Annotated in this window: 14 protein-coding genes, 2 tRNA genes and 3 rRNA genes; 17 read left to right on the top strand and 2 right to left on the bottom strand. The window is 45.9% G+C overall.

The window, feature by feature from the left end; all coding sequences use genetic code 11:
* Positions 1-437 precede the first annotated feature (437 nt).
* Positions 438-1,334 (bottom strand): hypothetical protein, encoded by an 897-nt coding sequence (locus LL912_RS11860; protein WP_235553783.1) that lies wholly within the window; start codon positions 1,332-1,334, stop codon positions 438-440.
* 20 nt (positions 1,335-1,354) lie between these two features.
* Positions 1,355-1,633, bottom strand: a complete 279-nt coding sequence (locus tag LL912_RS11855) for a hypothetical protein (protein ID WP_235553782.1) — start codon at positions 1,631-1,633, stop codon at positions 1,355-1,357.
* Positions 1,634-2,020: 387 nt separating this feature from the next.
* On the opposite strand from LL912_RS11855, the gene LL912_RS11850 reads away from it, so the two are divergent.
* From LL912_RS11850 to LL912_RS11770, 17 genes are all read left to right on the top strand, one after another.
* A complete protein-coding gene (locus LL912_RS11850; RefSeq protein ID WP_235553781.1) occupies positions 2,021-3,835 on the top strand; it encodes an ABC transporter ATP-binding protein in 1,815 nt (604 codons plus the stop codon).
* A gap of 690 nt (positions 3,836-4,525) precedes the next feature.
* Positions 4,526-5,107: a LemA family protein gene (locus LL912_RS11845; RefSeq protein ID WP_235553780.1), complete on the top strand. Its 582-nt coding sequence runs from the start codon at positions 4,526-4,528 to the stop codon at positions 5,105-5,107.
* Between the two features lie 11 nt (positions 5,108-5,118).
* Positions 5,119-5,694 carry a LemA family protein gene (locus LL912_RS11840; RefSeq protein WP_235553779.1) on the top strand — a complete coding sequence of 192 codons (576 nt, stop codon included), beginning with the start codon at positions 5,119-5,121 and terminating at the stop codon, positions 5,692-5,694.
* A 4-nt stretch (positions 5,695-5,698) separates the two neighbouring features.
* Positions 5,699-6,163: a TPM domain-containing protein gene (locus LL912_RS11835; RefSeq protein ID WP_235553778.1), complete on the top strand. Its 465-nt coding sequence runs from the start codon at positions 5,699-5,701 to the stop codon at positions 6,161-6,163.
* A gap of 7 nt (positions 6,164-6,170) precedes the next feature.
* Positions 6,171-6,956 carry a TPM domain-containing protein gene (locus LL912_RS11830; RefSeq protein ID WP_235553777.1) on the top strand — a complete coding sequence of 262 codons (786 nt, stop codon included), beginning with the start codon at positions 6,171-6,173 and terminating at the stop codon, positions 6,954-6,956.
* A gap of 426 nt (positions 6,957-7,382) precedes the next feature.
* Complete coding sequence (locus LL912_RS11825; protein WP_235553776.1) at positions 7,383-8,699, top strand: DUF4476 domain-containing protein; 1,317 nt, start codon at positions 7,383-7,385, stop codon at positions 8,697-8,699.
* A gap of 55 nt (positions 8,700-8,754) precedes the next feature.
* Complete coding sequence (gene truA, locus LL912_RS11820) at positions 8,755-9,486, top strand: tRNA pseudouridine(38-40) synthase TruA (protein WP_235553775.1); 732 nt, start codon at positions 8,755-8,757, stop codon at positions 9,484-9,486.
* A 909-nt stretch (positions 9,487-10,395) separates the two neighbouring features.
* A 16S ribosomal RNA gene (locus tag LL912_RS11815) occupies positions 10,396-11,922 on the top strand.
* Between the two features lie 142 nt (positions 11,923-12,064).
* A tRNA-Ile gene (locus tag LL912_RS11810) sits at positions 12,065-12,139 on the top strand.
* A 90-nt stretch (positions 12,140-12,229) separates the two neighbouring features.
* Positions 12,230-12,303, top strand: a tRNA-Ala gene (locus LL912_RS11805).
* A 322-nt stretch (positions 12,304-12,625) separates the two neighbouring features.
* Positions 12,626-15,423, top strand: a 23S ribosomal RNA gene (locus LL912_RS11800).
* 101 nt (positions 15,424-15,524) lie between these two features.
* Positions 15,525-15,636, top strand: a 5S ribosomal RNA gene (gene rrf / locus LL912_RS11795).
* Together the 16S, 23S and 5S rRNA genes with 2 tRNA genes alongside form the textbook arrangement of a ribosomal RNA operon.
* Before the next feature lie 728 nt (positions 15,637-16,364).
* Positions 16,365-17,096 (top strand): hypothetical protein, encoded by a 732-nt coding sequence (locus tag LL912_RS11790; RefSeq protein ID WP_235553774.1) that lies wholly within the window; start codon positions 16,365-16,367, stop codon positions 17,094-17,096.
* Between the two features lie 229 nt (positions 17,097-17,325).
* Positions 17,326-18,549, top strand: coding sequence for a DEAD/DEAH box helicase (locus LL912_RS11785; RefSeq protein ID WP_235553773.1), 1,224 nt, complete (start codon positions 17,326-17,328; stop codon positions 18,547-18,549).
* Positions 18,550-18,947: 398 nt separating this feature from the next.
* Positions 18,948-19,403, top strand: a complete 456-nt coding sequence (locus LL912_RS11780) for a DMP19 family protein (protein ID WP_235553772.1) — start codon at positions 18,948-18,950, stop codon at positions 19,401-19,403.
* A 172-nt stretch (positions 19,404-19,575) separates the two neighbouring features.
* Complete coding sequence (locus LL912_RS11775; RefSeq protein ID WP_235553771.1) at positions 19,576-19,746, top strand: lmo0937 family membrane protein; 171 nt, start codon at positions 19,576-19,578, stop codon at positions 19,744-19,746.
* Positions 19,747-20,024: 278 nt separating this feature from the next.
* The gene (locus LL912_RS11770) at positions 20,025-20,732 is read left to right on the top strand and encodes a PIG-L deacetylase family protein (protein ID WP_235553770.1); all 708 of its coding nucleotides are present in this window, start codon (positions 20,025-20,027) and stop codon (positions 20,730-20,732) included.
* Positions 20,733-21,074: the final 342 nt, after the last annotated feature.

Raw genomic sequence — 21,074 nt, 5'->3', positions numbered from 1 at the left:
AATGTTTTTGGAGATAAGCTTTCCGGGCATACAGCAGGCAGCATATTTCAGATCGATAGCAACCGCAACGAGATAACTGAGAGGTTCGACGATAGAAAGCTATTTAGTCTAACCTGGAAACCTACCGCCTAAGGTGGTAGTAATGGGTTGGGAGCTACACTGTAATCAGTATTCTACGTTCACCCATTAAATGCTTAGGGCTGTTTATAGGTTGGGAACAACACCACTCTTTTGAGTTTGCGTTTGGCAACCTGTAACAATAATACATGAAATTACTGCTTGTGTAATGATGTCTGCTAAAAGTGGATTGTTTTTATAGGAGCCTGAAAAGGAACTGCACCAGCCAAGAAGCTGATGCAGTATTGAAAACTTTAACACCCGAAATTTGGTTTTCAGTATAGGAGACAGTTATATGAAAACCCTATTATATTTTGCTGCTAATTTATATTAGGTCCTTTTATCCAACATCCATTGAAACGGGAAGTATCAGCTAAAAGTTGATTTAAATTTGGAATCCTTTTAATATTATCATCGCTTCCAAAATGATATCGAATAAATGCGGGGTCATAGGTAGTTATCCAGCGGGCATAATAGTAATAAATATTCCCATCATTCAAGGCTTCAACCAAGTATACTTTGTCATCTGGGGTATTATTATAAATCCCACGTGCTAAAAATGCATCTGCAAGAGGGGTGGTTCCAGAAGGCCACCTGGGTAAGCCTAAAGGTTCTCCAATTGGTGTAGGGGACGTATTATTTTGCGTTAAAGTGATATTATTAGTATCAAAAATACTATTATATATATAGGATGTATATATATGCCTAAATAGCCCATCGAATACAACATATATATAACCATTTGTGCTATTCCGATAAAAGGTTCCATCAGGAGGATTTCCTATAACTGAATAATATCCGTTTAAAAGCATCGGGCCAAACGTCTGCCCGGCTGTTGAACTCCAGTAAGAGTATTGAACTGTTACTGTTTTTCCTATATTGCTACTGCGTAGAATAACATTATTAATATGGATATCCAGGAAGGCGCCATTATTGTAATCTGCGGCATTATAGGTTTTGTAATCTGTTATAGGTTCAATTTGGCCGGAGCTTGTTTTATAAACCAATCTGAGCGTTATGGTACCGGGTTCAAAGCCGCCTCCCTGGGGTGGATAACTTCTGGCGGCTTGTAGATAAAAGTTAACAGATAGGCTATCTCCGGTGATGCGGATATTACTGCCTTCTGACGGCGTTGCAGTGAATGTTGTTATAACAGGATCAGCCTTGGCTGCAATAAAGGAGCAGATCAATAGGCAATAAAGAAGTAGTTTTTTCATGTTGTTAATATTAAAGGTTATTATTTCTCATATTGTGCTTTGTAAATATTGGAGGAATTATATCTTTCTGTAGCTTCAGAAATTGTAATGCGGAATCCCGTATCAGGAATGTAAAACTCTTCAGTAGAAAGATCTGTTTTGATTTTGGAAACCGGAACATTTAAAACAGTTGATAAGAATTTCAAAACCTTATCCTGATTTTCGATATTGGCAACCTCTTTTTCATTTTTTGCCTCGACGGGATTTTTTTTACAGGCATTAAAGCCTAACTGGCATGCTAACAGAATAGCAAATGCCATAAACATGTTTTTTTTCATTTGTTAAAAGTTAAAGTTAAAGAAAGAGATACTTGATTATTATTGTAAATCAATTAGTTGTCGTTGGAAGTGTATCTGGTGAAGGCTAATGTAAACGATAATATACATAAGAATTTGTGCTTTTGGTTATTTATAAGATCATGTTCCCTTACTTAAGAAAGACGCAACAGTGTCTGGCGAAATTGTTCTTCATAATAGCATTGATCAACATGGTTTTGAGGGGTGTGTTACAAACATACGTCTAAAAAAGTATATTACAAAATTTAAATACGAAATCTTTTATCATGCCTCCGTAGCTCGTATATTATTGCAAATCCGACAAGTGTTGGTTTTTCTCGTACCTTTGCGCGTTTTAATGTATAAACGCGGATGGGTTTAAAAAAATTTAAGCGGCTTTTTAAATATATCGGGTATTATAAAGGAAAGATCGTCCTGTATATTTCGATTACGATCATTGCTTCCTCATTATCAGTGGTTTCTTTGGGGATGCTGGCACCGCTGATGTCGCTTATTTTTAAGGTAGACGGAATTGGAGGACAAAACATATTGAACAAGTTGCCCGGAGGGCGCTATGTTGGTGCAGAATTGGAAAGATTGGTCAACAATGGCCAGCAAATGCATGCGGTGCTGCTCTGTTGTGTGCTGGTGATCATTTCGGTTTTTCTGAAAAACCTGTTGTTGTATGTATCCTCGCTGATTTCGGTTCCGGTAAGGAGCTCCATCATCATTCACCTGAAAAATGACCTCTACGCCAAAGTGCTGGGCCTTCCGGTAGGCTATTTTTCCGAACAGAAGAAAGGGGATATTATGAGCCGGATGACCAATGATGCCAACCTGGTGGAAAGTTCCATTGTGAATACGATGGAAGGGTTGATTAAGGACCCGGTAATGGTAATCAGCTACCTGGTGGCAATGGTGGCCATTAGCCCCAGCCTCTCGGTATTTTTATTGATCCTGCTGCCTGCAACGGCCTTTATAATCGGCCGTATCAGTCGCACCCTTAAAAAACAAAGTAATGCGGCGTCACTGCGGGTGGGCGATACTCTCTCGATACTGGATGAAACGCTTACCGGCATTCGCATCATTAAGGCATTTACCGCTGAAAAAATACTCAACAACCGGTTTGTTACGCTCAACAATACCTTGCTGGGCATCAATAAAAAAATGGCCGCCCGCAGGGATCTGGCTTCTCCGTTGACGGAATTACTGGGCGTTGTAGTCTTATGCGTAATCATTTACTTCGGGGCCAATCTTATCCTGAACGGCAACGCCCTGGGGCCTGGTGACCTCATTTCCTTTATCGCAATTTTTGCTATGATGATCAACCCGGCCAAGTCCCTGGCTGCATCTTTTTTCAGGGTGCAGGAAGGTGCCGCCGCCATCGAACGCATTGAAGGATTGCTCACCACGCCGGAAAAGGTAGAGGACACTGGTACGAAAAAGCTGGAAACATTTGATGAAGGCATCGAATTTAGAAACGTGTCCTTCGCCTATAACGAAACGCCGATTCTAAAAAATGTCAGCCTGTTTATCCCTAAGGGGAAAACGGTAGCCCTGGTTGGTAGCAGTGGCGCCGGGAAAAGCACCCTGGCCGACCTGGTGCCTCGTTTTCATGATGTAACATCTGGCGAGATTCTTTTTGATGGGGTCAATATCAAGGACTACAGCCTGGAGTCGATCCGGAAACAAATTGGCATTGTAAGCCAGGAGCCGATCCTGTTTAATGATACCATTCGTAACAATATTACGCTTTCCGACCCTGATGCTCCGATGAGCGAAGTTGAAAGCGCTGCCCGGATAGCAAATGCCTACCGGTTTATTGAAAATAAGCCCGAACAATTTGATACCAATATCGGCGACAGGGGCGCAAAATTAAGCGGCGGGGAAAAGCAGCGGCTTACGATTGCCCGGGCGGTATTAAAAAACCCACCCATCCTGATCCTGGATGAAGCCACTTCTTCGCTCGACACCGAAAGTGAACGGCTGGTACAGGATGCGATCAATAATATGATGAAAAACCGTACTTCGCTGGTTATTGCGCACCGGTTGAGCACGGTGCGGCATGCGGATGAGATCATCGTATTGAATAAGGGTGAAATCGCCGAGCGGGGATCGCATACAGAGCTGATGCAAATCCAGGGAGGTATTTATAAAAAGTTGGTGGATATGCAGGAGATGGTGTAGAGGAGGAAATTTAAAATATAGAACTTTGAATTTAAAATGTAAAAGGTGGGAGCGAGCCTGCTTTCAGCTCCTTCTCTTCAAAGAGTATTTTTCATTCACTACCACAAGGCCAGCGCAGGAAATCCAAGGGGATTTTTCAATATTCGGGTTCTCATTGCGACCATTGCGGATGCGTTGCGCCCATCGCGTTAAACCGGACCTCATATTTAGCAGCATTATTCATATTCAACAATGCCTCGGATGCGGCACGAAATCAGCGAAACTTGTTGCACCGAGCATGTCTTCCGGCAACTAAAAATTGCCTTAGGAAACGGCATTGAATGTAGAATATAGAATTTTGAATTTAAAATGTAAAAGGTGGGAGCGTTTCTGTTTTCAGACTTATTTCAACCGGTATGCGCATCCGTTTTTAACAATAATATTTCTCATTCTAAATGTTCATCCGCCCTGGCAGACCTGCTGCTTTCTGCACTTACATCTAGTCGTTAGGATTTAGTGTTTAGTATTTGATGCCTGGCATTTGGTGATTAATATTTAATTCGATAGTTCTCATTTTACATCTCCTTAGCCGGTATTTATGGCCAGTTTGCCGATCTGAGCAACTGAAAATGAGGAATATGGAATATTATTTAATAACTTGGTGTATTATTTCGATTAAATTTGTTTCATCAAATCCAAAAATACAAACACATGAAAGGAGTTACGTTAATCATTGTTATTCTGCTGGTCATCCTCGGCTTTATGGGATGCAATGGCTATAACGGCCTTGTAAAGGAGCAGGAAAGTGTAAATAAAGCCTGGAATAATGTACAGAGCGAGTATCAAAAGCGAAATGACCTGGTAGGTAACCTGGTGGAAACTGTGAAAGGTGCTGCGAATTTTGAGAAATCGACCCTCACCGACGTGATCAATGCCCGCGCAAAAGCTACATCGGTTCAGGTAAACCCCGAAAACCTTACGCCTGAGAAACTGGCGGAATTCCAGGCAGCGCAGGGGCAGATGACCAGTGCTTTGGGACGGCTGCTGGTTACGGTAGAAGCTTATCCCGAATTAAAAGCCAATCAGAACTTCTTACAATTGCAGGGACAACTGGAAGGCATCGAAAATGATATCCGGGCTTCCCGGCAAACGTTCAATACTGCCGTAAACAGCTATAATGTGAAGGTGCGTTCCTTCCCGATGAACATCTTGGGTGGTATCTTCGGATTTCATGCCAAGGAAGGATTTAAGGCAGATCCGGGTGCTGAAAATGCTCCTAAAGTAAAATTCTAAACCGGTAACCGATGAAGAAATCCGGTTTCATCATAATTGCAGTGCTGGCGGTTATCGGCATCTATTTCCTGGTTTCGTACAATTCCTTTGTAAAAAAGGACGAAAAAGTGCGGCAGCAATGGAGCGAGGTGCAGAATACCTACCAGCGGCGCCTGGATCTTACGCCTAACCTGGTGAGTACTGTTAAAGGGATCGCCGGGTTTGAGCAGTCGACACTGGTAGCCGTGGCAGAAGCCCGTGGCCGCGCGCAGCAGGGATTGGGTGGGGAACCAACACCGGAAAACTATAACCGGCAGTCGGCCTTGCAGGATTCCCTGGCAACGGCCTCAAACCGGATCATTGCGGTTATTGAACGATACCCCACTTTGAAAGGAACAGAGGCGTACCGCGGGTTACAGACCCAGCTGGAAGGCAATGAACGCCGCATCAAGGTAGCGCGGAATGATTTTAACGCGGCCGTGGCGGTGTACAACAGTGCGGTAAGAAGTTTCCCGGGCAATATTGCCGCCGGTATCCTGGGTTTTAAACCCCGGGAAGGATTCCAGGCGGTTGCCGGTGCCGATCAAAACATAGCAATTAAATTCTGATAACGTGGCCTTTTCTCTATTTAACCGGAATCCTCGGGAAGTGCTGACCAGCGCTGAAAAGGAGCAGATCGTGGAGGCGATCCGCCAGGCGGAAAGCCGCACCAGTGGTGAGATACGGGTATATATCGAAAGTCATAACAAATATGTAGACCCAGTTGACCGTGCCGCAGAGGTGTTCTTTAAACTGAAAATGGACCATACGGTTGACCGGAATGCTGTATTGTTGTACGTGGCAGTGAAAGACCGGCAGCTGGCGATCTTTGGGGATGAAGGCATCTACCAGCGCACCGGCAAAGCGTATTGGGACGACCTCGTAAAAAAGATACTGGGTCATTTTAACCAGAAACATTTTGCCACCGGTATCAGCGAATACATCCACCAGATTGGTGAAGGGCTGCATCATTATTTTCCTTTTGACCGGGCTACCGACCAGAACGAGCTCCCGGATGATATCGTTTTTGGCAGTTAAAGATCTCATGAAGAAACTTTTCTTATTATACCTGGTACTGGCTTCGGTGGTTTCGTTCGCACAGATCGAATCCGTGATACCGAACCCGCCCAACCCGCCACGGCTGGTCAATGATTTTACCGGGCGATTCTTAACGCCTGAACAGGCACAGGCACTGGAGCGCAAACTGGTAGCCTACGACGACAGCACGTCTAACCAGATCGCCGTAGTGATCGTGGATGACCTGAAGGGATATTCACGAGATGATTATGCTATTGCCCTTGGGCGGAAATGGGGAGTAGGCGGGCAAAAGCAGTTCAGTAACGGGGTAGTAGTCCTGGTGAATGCCGGACCCAAAGACCGCGGAATGTTTATTGCAACCGGGTACGGACTGGAAGGCGCTATTACCGACCTGGTGGCAGACCAGATCATCCAGCAGATCATGATCCCAGATTTTAAGCGGGGGGATAACTACCGCGGACTGGATGAGGGCACTGATGCGCTGATGCAGGCTGCAGCGGGCCGGTTTAAAGCACCGGAAGGCTACCATGAACGGGGCAAGGGGATTGGCTTTGGAACGATTGTGCTTGTTATCATTATCGTAATTGTATTCGTGGCTTTTATGAGCGGGGGCGGAAATGGCGGCGGCGGCTATGTTTCACGCCGGGGATACCGGGGCGGCGGCGGCTGGATCATACCCGGCGGCTGGTCTGGAGGCGGTGGCGGCGGCTGGTCCGGTGGTGGTGGTGGTGGCGGATTCGGCGGCTTTGGCGGTGGTGGCTTTGGTGGCGGCGGTGCCGGTGGAAGCTGGTAGGGGTGTTCCTGGTTTGACGTTCCAGGTTTCAGGTTTGAAGCTTCAGGTTCCAGGCGCGCCCGCTGTGGCGGGTCAGATCCGGTTTTATGCTTGATATTAGGTGTTAGATCCCAGACGCCGGATACTTGATGTCTAACGTCTATGGAATATTGACCGGAGGAAATTTACGGAGCGACAACGACCTCTTTACTTTTGCATTTAATATTTTTCATTGGTTATTTCATATTCCCGAAGGGAGGGCCCAGGTTAGCGGCAAACTGCACGCTAAAAACCGGTTTAATGTTAAATCTGCATTGCTCCATTTCCACATTCCCACATTTCCAAATTCTCAAATTCCCCCCGGAAACTTTCCCACCTCGCATTATTCGTTTATTTTTGTTCAAAAGAATCATTTCGATAGGATTATTTTAGAACAATACATACATCATGAATAAGCGTTTATTACTGGCGATCGTCTTTCTGCTGACTGGCTTTGTTTCTTTCGCTCAATACTCGGTTCAATCCAAATATTTTGTTTATCTGCAAACCGAACCTGCGCAGCCTTTTTATATAAAAATCAATGGTCAGCGTATTGATGCCAACTCGTCGGGATACCTTATTCTGCCGCAGCTAAAGGATGGCGATTACCGGCTGGTGGTGGGATTCCAGGATAACAAGAGTCCTGAAATGACCTTCCGGTTTAAGATTGATTCAAAAGATAAAGGGTATCTGATAAAAAATTTCGGGGCAGATGGCTGGTCTTTATTCGATCTTCAGTCGATGGATGTACAGAAACCGCTGACAGCGGAAGAAGCAGCTGCCCTGGCAAAGGCAGAAGCACCCAAACCGCAACCGCGCCGCCAGGAACCCAGGCCTCAGCCCAAGCAGGAAGATAAGCCGGTGGTAAAAGAGGAAGCACCAAAGCAGGAACCCGCAGCCACCGCTGCAGTGCAACAAACACCGCCTGCGCAGCAACAACCCGCAGCCGATAATTCCAATGTAAGCGATTTTACAAAAATACTTTCAAAAGCCGCCAATGATCCTTCATTGCTGGAACCACCCAAACCCGAGGAAAAACCGGTAGTTAAGGAAGAGGTCCCGAAACAGGAACCTGCGGAAACCAGGGAACCTGCGCAGCCGGCAGCAGCCGAAACGGCCAAAACCCCGAAAAACAATGCTGTAAAAGCAGGAAAAGGAGCGGTGGTAAAATTGTCGCAGCATTCATCCGGAACAGGAACGGTAGTGGTTTATGAAGACCGCACGGGCGAAAAGGCAGAACAGATTGAAATTACCATACCGCCTTCTGCCGAAGTTCCTGAGGAAAAAGCACCCGAAGCTGCAATAAAGGAAACCACAGATCAACCCGCTTCCGCAGCAAAAAGTGATCAGCAATTTGCAGTAAAGGAAAAACCGTCGATTCCGCAGGAGCCCGAAACCAGGCGTAAAAAAGAGGCACCTCAAACGGTATCCGGCAACTGTAAGTCGGTGGCAACAGAAGGAGATTTTCTCAAACTGCGCAGGGATATGGCGGGTAAAGAAAATGACGACCAGATGATAGAAGAAGCCCGGCGGGCATTTAAGAACAAATGTTATTCTACGGCACAGGTAAAATACATTAGCAGTATGTTTTTGTCCAACGCAGGAAAATATAATTTCTTTGAAGCGGCACGCGCCCATGTTTCTGATCCCGAAAATTTCAGCGCGCTGCAGTCAGAGATCAAGGATAGCTTTTACAAAGAAAAGTTCAACAGTCTTATTAAATAGCTAAGTGCTGAAAACGGATGGCTGAAAGCTGCCAGCCCTTAGCCGCCAGGTTACAATGCGTTATTTTTTAGAAGTCTCCTATAAGGGAACCCGTTACAGTGGGTTTCAGATCCAGCAAACGGGTGCTACCATCCAGGGGGAGATCGAAAAGGCATTTACCATTTTTTTCAAAACAGCTCCGTTTTTTACCGGTTCTTCCCGCACGGACAGCGGGGTGCACGCATATCAGAATTTTTTTCATTTCGACTGGGACCGCGATTTTGATTCGAAATGGATTTACAATCTCAATGCGATCCTTCCTGCTGATATTGTAATTAAGGCGGTAACCCGCGTGACTGATGGGGCTCATAGCCGGTTTGATGCGTTGAGCCGTAGCTATCAGTATACCGTATACCAGTTTAAAAATGCCTTTCTAACAGACACTGCTTATTTTTATCCATATCCGTTAGACCTCGGTTTAATGAATGAGGCTGCCGTTTTATTAAAAAGCTTCAAAGACTTCAGCAGCTTTTCCAAGACCAATACGCAGGTCAAAACCTTCAATTGTAACCTGATGGAAAGCCAATGGTTACAGGAAGGGAGTCTATATCGGTACCAGGTAACAGCCAACCGGTTTTTGCGGGGAATGGTAAGGGCATTGGTGGCAACGATGCTGCGGGTAGGGCGCGGTACTTTGCCTATGGAAGACTTTGAGGTAATTATAAAAAAAGCAACATGCGGATCCGCGTATTTTGATGCACCGGCGCATGGGTTAGTTCTCACAAGGGTAGCATATCCCGGATCCTGACATTGGATTTTAACGGGGCTATCCATATACAACTGTTTTTTAAGACCATGCCTTTTTGAGGCGGCAACCTGGCCGGCATTTGGGAGCAGCGCTGTTCATGATTGGTTTGCTTTAAGCGCCACCCAGGTTTGGAGGCCGGTTCAGCGTTGCCCTGATGTTCCTGCAGCGAAGTGCATAACGAGCTGACAGCGATACGCCGGGCGCAAAAAAAGTATCTTTTTTTTCAAATAAATTTGGCGATTCAAAAAAACGTGCTATATTTGCACTCCGTTTGCGAAACGGGTTAGTTCTCTGAGAAGAAAAATAAAGATTCAAGGCTCTGAAACATTGGTTCAGTCTACGTTTCAGAAGCATCTACTACTATAATGAATGCCAGTAAAACTTTGCTGGAAATTCCGCTTATACTTACCAGGACGTCAGAAAAAAAAAGAAAAATATTTTTACTGATCGTATTAAAAATCAAAATAAAAGTTGTATCTTTGCAGTCCGCCTGAAAATGAAGGTTAGCAAAAAATAAGCTTTTTAATTCAAGGGTAAGTTCTTCACACATAATTGGTTACATCGAAAAAAGATTAAAAATTTTTTTGGTAGTTTGGAAAAGAGAATGTATCTTTGCAACCCCGAAACGGAGTGTAAATGAAGAAGAGGGGTTGGTTGATAAGAGTTCTTTTAAGATGATACAGCGATAGAGGCGCGTAGCTGGTTCAAGTCCGGTGGTATCGGCAGGTTTGTAAGGGTGTCTTTAGGGCATTAATTACAAAAAGATCTTTGAAAGTTTGGAAGCAATAGCACAATTCAGTCACATTAAGTTGTGACAACGAAAAGGTAAGTCAAAGCGAAAATAAAAATCGATTTGACACGTTTAATTTACTTTAGAGAAAATTAGATGTCAGAATCAAAAACTCATTTACAACGGAGAGTTTGATCCTGGCTCAGGATGAACGCTAGCGGCAGGCTTAATACATGCAAGTCGTGGGGTAGAGAGGAGCTTGCTCTTCTTGAGACCGGCAAACGGGTGCGGAACACGTACACAACCTTCCTTTTAGAGGGGGATAGCCCAGGGAAACTTGGATTAATACCCCGTAAGATGTTGGTGAGGCATCTCACTGATATTATAGCAGCGATGCGCTAGAAGACGGGTGTGCGTATGATTAGGTAGTTGGCGGGGTAACGGCCCACCAAGCCTACGATCATTAACTGGTGTGAGAGCACGACCAGTCACACGGGCACTGAGACACGGGCCCGACTCCTACGGGAGGCAGCAGTAAGGAATATTGGTCAATGGACGCAAGTCTGAACCAGCCATGCCGCGTGGAGGATGAAGGTCCTCTGGATTGTAAACTTCTTTTATCTGGGGCGAAAAAGGGCCTTTCTAGGTCAACTGACGGTACCAGATGAATAAGCACCGGCTAACTCCGTGCCAGCAGCCGCGGTAATACGGAGGGTGCAAGCGTTATCCGGATTCACTGGGTTTAAAGGGAGCGTAGGTGGGCTAGTAAGTCAGTGGTGAAATCTCCGAGCTTAACTTGGAAACTGCCATTGATACTATTGGTCTTGAATATTGTGGAGGTTAGCGGAATATGTCATGTAGCGGTGAAATGCATAGATATGACATAGAACACCAATTGCGAAGGCAGCTGGCTACACATATATTGACACTGAGGCTCGAAAGCGTGGGGATCAAACAGGATTAGATACCCTGGTAGTCCACGCCCTAAACTATGGATACTCGACATTTGTGATACACAATAAGTGTCTGAGCGAAAGCATTAAGTATCCCACCTGGGAAGTACGATCGCAAGATTGAAACTCAAAGGAATTGGCGGGGGTCCGCACAAGCGGTGGAGCATGTGGTTTAATTCGATGATACGCGAGGAACCTTACCTGGGCTAGAATGCTGGGAGATCGGTGGTGAAAGCCACTTTTGTAGCAATACACTGCCAGTAAGGTGCTGCATGGCTGTCGTCAGCTCGTGCCGTGAGGTGTTGGGTTAAGTCCCGCAACGAGCGCAACCCCCATCACTAGTTGCCATCAGGTAACGCTGGGAACTCTAGTGAAACTGCCGTCGTAAGACGCGAGGAAGGAGGGGATGATGTCAAGTCATCATGGCCTTTATGCCCAGGGCTACACACGTGCTACAATGGGGAGGACAAAGGGTTGCGACCTGGTGACAGGAAGCTAATCCCAAAAACCTCTTCTCAGTTCGGATCGCAGTCTGCAACTCGACTGCGTGAAGCTGGAATCGCTAGTAATCGTATATCAGCAATGATACGGTGAATACGTTCCCGGACCTTGCACACACCGCCCGTCAAGCCATGAAAGCCGGGTGTACCTGAAGTCGGTAACCGTAAGGAGCTGCCTAGGGTAAAACTGGTAATTGGGGCTAAGTCGTAACAAGGTAGCCGTATCGGAAGGTGCGGCTGGAATACCTCCTTTTTAGAGCAAGCACTTACCGGTGCTATTGTTTCCTGCTTTTAATGTTATTCAGTTCTTTAAATAAGATTTGATGGCCAATTTGGAGTACGGCAATCTAAAGCCAAGGCTGATTATCCGATTATCAGATTGGTTTATTAGAAATAGATCCGTAGCTCAGCCTGGTTAGAGCACTACACTGATAATGTAGGGGTCACCAGTTCAAATCTGGTCGGGTCTACTTAGTGAGGTTGAAAAGTTGATAAGTTTAAAAGTTAATAAGGTTTTATACTTGTTAGCGTGTCAGCTTGTTAACTCATCCACTAAAGATGGGGGGTTAGCTCAGTTGGCTAGAGCATCTGCCTTGCACGCAGAGGGTCATCGGTTCGACTCCGATATCCTCCACAAAAAAATAGTTCTTTTAAGATGAGATAATGACTTAGGGTCTATAGGTTCGTAGCCGGATTATCTACAAATGGTTTTCCTGATTTTCCTTTTGGGAGATGAAAGTAGCCGCAAGTTCTTTGACATATTGGAAAAATAACAAACTGTTAGGAGAGTACCTAACAGCCCCGCGCGAGCGGGGTTCGATCACAATTTTGTAACATCACACTATAATAATTTATGGTTGGTCTGAAGAAATGTGGTCGGGTAACAAAATCTACAACAAACCTAAAAAATAAGTCCAGCAGTGATGCTGGCCTCATTAAAAGAGTTTAATAACTTTTTTAAAGCAATTAAGGGCGTATGGTGGATGCCTTGGGTCTGAGAGGCGATGAAGGACGTGGTAAGCTGCGATAAGCTCGGGGGAGCTGCACACAAGCATTATATCCCGAGATTTCCGAATGGGACAACCTGTTATACTGAAGGTATAACACTCGAAAGAGAGCCAACCCGGAGAACTGAAACATCTAAGTACCCGGAGGAAAAGAAAATAAGACAATGATTCCCTAAGTAGTGGCGAGCGAACAGGGAAGAGCCTAAACCAGCTTCGCGTGCGGAGCTGGGGTTGTAGGACTACTTTTAGAAAGCGTCATCAAGCAGAATTTTCTGGAAAGTTAAGCCATAGCGGGTGATAGCCCCGTAAGCGGAAATTGACGTAGACGTGTAGTATCCTGAGTAGGGCGGGACCGGAGGAATCCTGCTTGAATCTGCCAGCACCATCTGGTAAGGCTAAATACTCCTCAGACACCGATAGTGAACCAGTACCGTAAGGGAAAGGTGAAAAGCACCCTGAATAAGGGAGTGAAATAGTACCTGAAACCGTACGCCTACAAGCGGTCGGAGCAACGTAAGTTGTGACGGCGTGCCTTTTGCATAATGAGCCTACGAGTTACTCCTCACTGGCGAGGTTAAGTTTTTTAAAACGGAGCCGTAGCGAAAGCGAGTCCGAATAGGGCGCTTAGTCAGTGGGGGTAGACGCGAAACTTTGTGATCTATCCATGGTCAGGTTGAAGGTGTGGTAACACACACTGGAGGACCGAACCCGTTGACGTTGAAAAGTCTTGGGATGAACTGTGGATAGGGGTGAAAGGCCAATCAAACTGAGAGATAGCTCGTTCTCCCCGAAATGTTTTTAGGAACAGCCTCGGATTTTAGAAGTGTACTAGAGGTAGAGCTACTGATTGGGCTAGGGGGCTTCACCGCCTACCAAACCCTGACAAACTCCGAATGCTAGTACATATCTCCGGGAGTGAGGCTGTGGGCGCTAAGGTCCATGGCCGAGAGGGAAATAACCCAGAATAGCAGCTAAGGTCCCCAATACATGGTTAAGTTAGACAAACGATGTGAAATTTCTATAACAGCCAGGATGTTTGCTTGGAAGCAGCAATTCATTTAAAGAGTGCGTAACAGCTCACTGGTCGAGAGATTCTGCGCGGAAAATAATCGGGTATTAAACCATGAACCGAAGCTCTATGATTGCCACTAGGTGGTACATCGGTAGGGGAGCATTCTAACGGCATCGAAGGTGTACGGCGACGTATGCTGGAGCGGTTAGAAAAGAAAATGTAGGCATAAGTAACGATAAATAAGGTGAAAAACCTTATCGCCGAAAGTCTAAGGGTTCCTGATCAACGTTAATCGGATCAGGGTTAGCCCGGTCCTTAGTCAAACCCGAAAGGGGTAGACGATGGAAAGCAGGTTAATATTCCTGCGCCTGCTATGCAATAAAAGTGACGGAGCATGTTAGCTGCCTAGTCTGACGGATTAGACGAGTGGAACCTTCGGGTGAAGCGCAGCAGTGAGAGTGCTTCCAAGAAAAGCGAGTATAGCAGCCGGTACCGCAAACCGACACAGGTAGACGGGATGAGTATTCTAAGGCGCTCGGGTGAGCCGTGGAGAAGGAACTAGGCAAATTGACGCTGTAACTTCGGGATAAAGCGTACCACAGCGATGTGGTCTCAGTAAAATGGTTCAACCAACTGTTTAACAAAAACATAGGGCCCTGCAAAATCGAAAGATGACGTATAGAGCCTGATACCTGCCCGGTGCTGGAAGGTTAAGGAAGGATGTTCGGAGTAATCCAAAGCTTCTGACTGAAGCCCCAGTAAACGGCGGCCGTAACTATAACGGTCCTAAGGTAGCGAAATTCCTTGTCGGGTAAGTTCCGACCTGCACGAATGGTCTAATGAGTTGAACGCTGTCTCCTCCACGAGCCCGGTGAAATTGTAGTATCGGTGAAGATGCCGGTTACCCGCCACGGGACGGAAAGACCCCGTGAACCTTCACTACAACTTTGCATTGATTTTGAATTACGGATGTGTAGCATAGTTGGGACGCTATGAAGCGGTGGCGCCAGCCATTGTGGAGCGGTCGTTGAAATACCAACCTTCTTTGATTTAGAATCTAATGACGCGAGTCACACAGTGCATGGTGGGTAGTTTGACTGGGGTGGTCGCCTCCTAAAGAGTAACGGAGGCTTGCAAAGGTTCCCTCAGTACGGTTGGTAATCGTACGCAGAGCGCATTAGTATAAGGGAGCTTGACTGTGAGGCAAACAGGCCGAGCAGGGACGAAAGTCGGCTAAAGTGATCCGGCGGTTCTGTATGGAAGGGCCGTCGCTCAAAGGATAAAAGGTACTCCGGGGATAACAGGCTGATCTCCCCCAAGAGCTCATATCGACGGGGAGGTTTGGCACCTCGATGTCGGTTCGTCACATCCTGGGGCTGGAGAAGGTCCCAAGGGTTCGGCTGTTCGCCGATTAAAGTGGCACGTGAACTGGGTTCAGAACGTCGCAAGACAGTTCGGTCCCTATCTGTGGTGGGCGTTAGTAAATTGCGAGGACATGACCTTAGTACGAGAGGACCGGGTCGTACGTGCCGCTGGTGTATCTGTTGTGCCGCCAGGTGCAGTGCAGAGTAGCTAAGCACGGACAGGATAAACGCTGAAAGCATCTAAGCGTGAAACCTGCCTCAAGATGAGTTTACTTTTAAGGGCCGTCAGAGACTATGACGTTGATAGGCTACAGGTGTAAAGGTGGTAACATCAAAGCCGAGTAGTACTAATTGCCCGTAAGCTTTAATTTTTTTTAGATCTCTTCTGACAGTTTTTTCCAATATGTTAACTTATTAAGTTCTGGGTTGGTCCTTAGTTTTTAGGATTTAAGATTTAGAATTTTTAATTTTTTATGGTGGTTATACCAAGGGTGTTCACCTCTTCCCATACCGAACAGAGAAGTTAAGCCCCTTATGGCCGATGGTACTGCACCACAATGCGGGAGAGTAGGTAGCTGCCATTCTTATTGAGAGCCTCACAGTAATGTGAGGCTTTTTTTTGTGGGTATAGGGAGGTGTATAGATGGCAGCCTCCCAGGCAGACATAACAGCGGAATGTACAGATGCATATGATGTGAAGTGTAGGAACCGGCAGGTCTTACCCGCCATCCACGCCACAAAGTTGCCGCAACCAGCTGGCTGCCTTCCGCAGATAATATTGTAATCCAACAACAGGTTGCCGGAATGCTATCTGCAAAGTATAAATGCGGCTGGCGCAGGAGCAACCGCCCGTTATTTATTTTGAAAAATGCCCAGGCGCATATATGGGCTAAAAAAGTAAAATAACCCTTGCTGGTTTCCCGGGTAACGATGACCAGGCTTCTGCCGCACACCAGAACACGTTTGAGCCTGGCTGCTTGCAGTGTCGGTTATCCGTTATTTTAGGGTTTCCTGGGAGCAGATCCTGAAAATAGTGCCACCAGCATAAAAATGATTGCATTTCCCGATGAATTGATGCCCCTGCACATATATTGACCAGAATTAGCGATGCCGCAAACTTGCATGATCCGGTATATTTGTTAGCGAAGGGTGATTTATCCCTTACCGGTTAGCTAAAAAGAAGAAACGGACACATTTCTTGGATATGCAGCGGGCAATGGAAACCATCAGGTTCTTTATTCCTTTAATACGCCGTGGAAAAGTCAGCCGGGCGCATTGCTATGAAACGCATGCTTTGTAAAACGAACGGCTTATGGATAAGTATAAAAACCTTTATCGCTGGATGATCATTCCTATGCTCTTTATGCAGTTCGGCATTTTCAGAGATTACTGGGGTGATTTTTCGGATAATGCCTGGGCCGTACATGTGCATTACTGGACAGGCACGGTCTGGTACCTGTACCTGATCATTCAGCCCTACTACGCTACCCATGGGCAAATGGCGAAGCATCGGACGAATGGCATCATCGGAATGTTCGTCGCTGGCGGGGTATGTATAACTGCATTTAGCATGATGCACAGAGACATTGCTACTACGGAGAAGGCTCTGACGGCACCCGCACAGTTTGGTCCGTTTCAGCCCTGGTTTTTCTTTGGCGTGGCAGCCGTTGAAATCGTAATGATCATCGCTTTTGGGGTTGCCGTTATCCAAAGTATTATTCGTCGCAGGCAGCTGGAAGATCATGCCTGGTGGCTGGTATCAACCGTATTCCTCATTATGATGCCTGCCCTCGGACGTGGTGTGCAGAATGTTCATGTGGCCATGCAAATAAGTGCCTGGCCCAACATAAGGATCATGCCATCTCTTTATATCTCGGAAGGAATCATACTGGGAATGTTACTGCTGGGAGCATGGAAATTTGGCAAACTGAGGCATCCCGCCACCTGGCTGGCCGTAGCGGTGAATGTATTCAATCTTTTTTTAGAGCCGCTCGGGAAGTCGGAAACGGTTCAGGAATTTCTAAAAACGGTGATAAAGGGATAAAAAGCAAGTCAAATCAATATATTACATCGGGTAGACGCAACCTGGAAGAGAAATCCGCTTATTTTCCCTATAATTCCGTTATAAAGCATTCGGTTGTAATTGTGTTTTGCGAATACTTTTTTGAGGTATTGCACACCATTTAGGAACTGCCATGGAGAATATCATTTTCAAAATGCAATAAACCGGCAAAGCCAGTATCTTTGCAGCCTAATTTTTTAATTCCCAGGAAGTGAAGTTTACAGAATTTGGTTTTGATGAGCGCCTGATGGAAGGTATTGATGCTTCCAATTATCAACAGGCAACCCCCGTGCAGGAGCAGGTAATACCGCATATCCTGGAAGGGAAGGATGTATTGGCTTTTGCGCAAACAGGTACAGGTAAAACCGCGGCTTTTTTGCTGCCGTTGATCAACCGGTTACTCACCGGCCCTGCCGCTGGTACAGACGGTATTAAGGCGATCGTGATCGTACCCACCCGGGAACTGGCGGTACAGATCGCGCAGCATCTCGATGGGCTTTCTTATTTTACGGATGTGAGCTCTGTGGCCGTATATGGCGGCGGTGACGGTAATAACTTTATACAAGAAAAGCGGGCACTGACAGCCGGCGCCGATATTGTGATCTGTACCCCCGGTAAAATGATGGCGCATTTAAAAATGGGCTACGTAAAACTCGACCGCTTGCAGTGTCTGGTGCTGGATGAGGCAGACCGGATGCTGGATATGGGCTTCTATGGTGATATTATGTTCATTGTAAACCATCTCCCCAAGCAACGTCAAAACCTACTGTTTTCGGCCACTATGCCCCCTGAAATAAAGAAGATGGCGCAAAATATTCTGCACAATCCGGTTGAAATAAGCATAGCGATGAGCAAGCCGCCGGCAAAGATCGTGCAGCAGGCCTACATGGTTTACGACGAACAAAAGATACCGCTGATCCAACACCTGCTGGCAGCAAAAAAATATAAAGCAGTACTCATTTTCTGCAGCAGTAAGCTCAATGTAAAGCAACTGACCCGTGATCTGCGGCGCAAGGGGATCAAGGCCGGTGAAATTCATAGCGATCTGGAGCAGGAACAGCGCGATGAAGTGCTGATCCAATACAAAAGCGGCCGCCTGCCGGTACTGGTGGCTACGGATATCTTAAGCCGTGGCATCGATATTGATCATATTGACCTTATCATCAATTTTGACGTGCCGCGCGCCGGGGAAGACTATGTACACCGGATTGGCCGTACCGCCCGTGCAGAAGCTGAAGGAAGTGCATTTACCCTCGTAAACCAAAAGGACCAGCGGAAGTTCATGGCCATTGAACGGCTTATCGGCCGGGAGGTAGATAAAATGCCCCTGCCGGAACATTTGGGTAAACAACCGGTATATAACACTGCAAGGCCCAACCGTCCGGGTGGCCCCAAGAAAAAATATTATAAGAAAAAAGGCGACCGGCATCATTAGCCGCATATAACCAGGCCCCTTGTTTTACCGGGGGCTTTTTTAATGAAAAAATCTGCCTGCAGTTTGTTTAACGGTACCTATGGATAGCATTAAAAAATAGTCCCCTGTGGAAACAGGGGACGCAACCAAAACTAACTGCTTATGAGAAAATTGACTAACTTGATTCAAGTGTTGAAAGCACTGCTTAAACCATTCACCTGCCCTAAAAATGCTCAATTATCCTTTGGTTTAAGCGATTTAATATAATACAAGGATGATGCCAAAATATTACCAGAAGCAGAATAAAATACATACATCCAACCAATCTTTTTATATTATAGATGCTTAAACATTATATATAAATGAACCGGTAAATATTAGTACCTTAGTATTCCCTCAATACCTCTAAATCGATCTTCATGGACCTCACTATTCCACGAAACGAGTACAATTTATTAACATACGCCGCTTATACGCGACTAAGAAAGAAAGGGAATGATGCGTGGTCACTTCTTTCAAAAGAAGACCAGGAACTCGCCGCATTATGGATACTGGAAAGGGATATGCATAACGGCGGTTTTCTCCGGTTTATCGGAAACGCCGGCGACCAATGTATTACTTACGCCATGCGGGCCCTGAGAAAAATAGAAGCAAAAGAATGTCTGAAAGCGTTAATTCAATTAAGCGGATTCATTGAGTCCCTGAAAAGCTTTTTCTATCATGTCCGGGCCTCCGACATCGCATCCTATCTTACTGACGAAGAAAGGGCGTCCATCGACTCGCAGAATCTGAATTACCGCATCCACTCGAATCGCCTTAATGAAAAGATCTTCCGGGAATACAGTCCTCAAAAAAATAAAAATAGCTGTATGTAACAGATAAAGCATTTCCCATCCCTATAGAAAAACCTTGTCCCCTTAAAGAGGCAGGTGCTGCATTGCCGCCACCCTTGTCAATGCGGCATCATATTTGGGCTACAGTTCCTGAAACACAGTGGCGGATATCCGGCTTTTATAAAAGATTTTCTAACCAGTAAAATCGTTTAATATGAGAAGTTTATTATGGTTAATTGCCGTTGTATGCATCGTTGTATGGATATTGGGACTGATCGGTGTTGGCGGCGGAATGGGATTGGGAAACCTGATACACATACTACTTGTAATTGCAATCATCGTTGTATTGTATAATATTATTTCCGGGCGTAAACCTGTGGATTAACGTTCTTAGCTCTCCTGCCCGGCATTCTGAAAATGCTACAGAATGTAGAAAAATCTCCCCGGTCGCGCTGTTTTTGCGCCGTGAAGATTACGGTTGGTAGCTGCTGTTCCTATTTCCTGGATAGCGTTTGGTAACGCTCGCGTTTGCATATGGAATGCGATAAATTACAAGTAATAGCAGCCATAGTTGTTTAATCCAAATCGACCAGGTTTACCCTGCGGGAAGCGGCAGTTTATTCATATCCTGTTATAAACTGGTATTTCAAAATAACGAAGACAATGAACATTCTAAGTGTTGCCGCACATCCGGATGATACGGAACTACTTTGTGCGGGCACCCTTATACGCTACGCCGGGGAAGGGCACCGGGTCATTATTGCCGTGTTTACCGATGGAAGCGTAGGTGATCTGGTGATTCAGCCGGAGGAGATGGGTGCCATCCGGAAAAAAGAAGCGCAGGCTGCGGCAGATCTTATCGGGGCTGAATTGATCTGGCCGGCCATTGCAGATGAGCATATTTTTCCCGACCAGCACCAGCGAATGATCATGGTGGATATATTGCGCCAGTCAGACCCGGATGTGATCTTTACGCACGCTCCCAATGACTATCACCCGGATCACCGGTATGTAAGTCAGCTGGTATTTGATGCTTATTCTCAGAAAGGATTACCATTTATCGATCATCAATCGTTGCCACCCTGCCGGCTCGAGGAATCACAGATCTATTATATGGATACGGTTTGTGGTATTGATTTTATGCCTACGGAATATGTAGATATCTCTCAAGTATTCGAAATAAAAAAGAAAATGCTGCGTTGCCATAAGAGTCAGATTCGCGATATGAAGGAGCAGGCCCATACGGATATGTTGGGGATGATGGAAACACAGTCAAAATTCAGAGGTCTGGCAGCAGGATGCCCATACGCAGAAGGGTTCAGACGGCTGGAGGCTTACCAGCGGGGCTTAACCCGGCGGATATTACCCTAGGGCGCATTAAGTGAAATGCGGCTCAAATAGGCGGTACCCTGCGCACGCGTATTTCCGGTGTGCGCAACCGGATAATGGACTCCAAAATCATCATTGCGTTGGCATGCGCGCTTCATCTGGTGTACGTATGAATACTTCTCTTCCTTTACATTTAATCAAATAAAACGATCGGCCTTCTTTTGTCCGGTGATTTCACATCTTCGCCGGTTGCTTTTTGTACAGTTTGTATCCGTAACCAAAGAGTGAGAAATAATACAGTGGCAAATTGAATAAAAAATATTTTTTATATTTATTTTTTAGCATATCTTTAGGTGGCAGCACCTAAGGAAGTGCGTTAACCTT

It is taken from the genome of Niabella agricola (genome assembly GCF_021538615.1).
Lineage (GTDB): Bacteria > Bacteroidota > Bacteroidia > Chitinophagales > Chitinophagaceae > Niabella > Niabella agricola.
Note: the sequence above shows the minus strand (reverse complement) of the source record. Positions and strands in the feature narration are given on the sequence as shown.

What these genes read in the sequence shown, in the direction of transcription:
- LL912_RS11780 (WP_235553772.1), top strand. Translation starts at nt 18,948, where the DNA reads ATGGACCTCACTATTCCACGAAACGAGTACAATTTATTAACATACGCC.
- LL912_RS11850 (WP_235553781.1), top strand. Translation starts at nt 2,021, where the DNA reads ATGGGTTTAAAAAAATTTAAGCGGCTTTTTAAATATATCGGGTATTAT.
- LL912_RS11825 (WP_235553776.1), top strand. Translation starts at nt 7,383, where the DNA reads ATGAATAAGCGTTTATTACTGGCGATCGTCTTTCTGCTGACTGGCTTT.
- LL912_RS11775 (WP_235553771.1), top strand. Translation starts at nt 19,576, where the DNA reads ATGAGAAGTTTATTATGGTTAATTGCCGTTGTATGCATCGTTGTATGG.
- LL912_RS11840 (WP_235553779.1), top strand. Translation starts at nt 5,119, where the DNA reads ATGAAGAAATCCGGTTTCATCATAATTGCAGTGCTGGCGGTTATCGGC.
- LL912_RS11845 (WP_235553780.1), top strand. Translation starts at nt 4,526, where the DNA reads ATGAAAGGAGTTACGTTAATCATTGTTATTCTGCTGGTCATCCTCGGC.
- LL912_RS11830 (WP_235553777.1), top strand. Translation starts at nt 6,171, where the DNA reads ATGAAGAAACTTTTCTTATTATACCTGGTACTGGCTTCGGTGGTTTCG.
- LL912_RS11770 (WP_235553770.1), top strand. Translation starts at nt 20,025, where the DNA reads ATGAACATTCTAAGTGTTGCCGCACATCCGGATGATACGGAACTACTT.
- LL912_RS11790 (WP_235553774.1), top strand. Translation starts at nt 16,365, where the DNA reads ATGGATAAGTATAAAAACCTTTATCGCTGGATGATCATTCCTATGCTC.
- LL912_RS11855 (WP_235553782.1), bottom strand. Translation starts at nt 1,633, where the DNA reads ATGGCATTTGCTATTCTGTTAGCATGCCAGTTAGGCTTTAATGCCTGT.
- truA (WP_235553775.1), top strand. Translation starts at nt 8,755, where the DNA reads ATGCGTTATTTTTTAGAAGTCTCCTATAAGGGAACCCGTTACAGTGGG.
- LL912_RS11860 (WP_235553783.1), bottom strand. Translation starts at nt 1,334, where the DNA reads ATGAAAAAACTACTTCTTTATTGCCTATTGATCTGCTCCTTTATTGCA.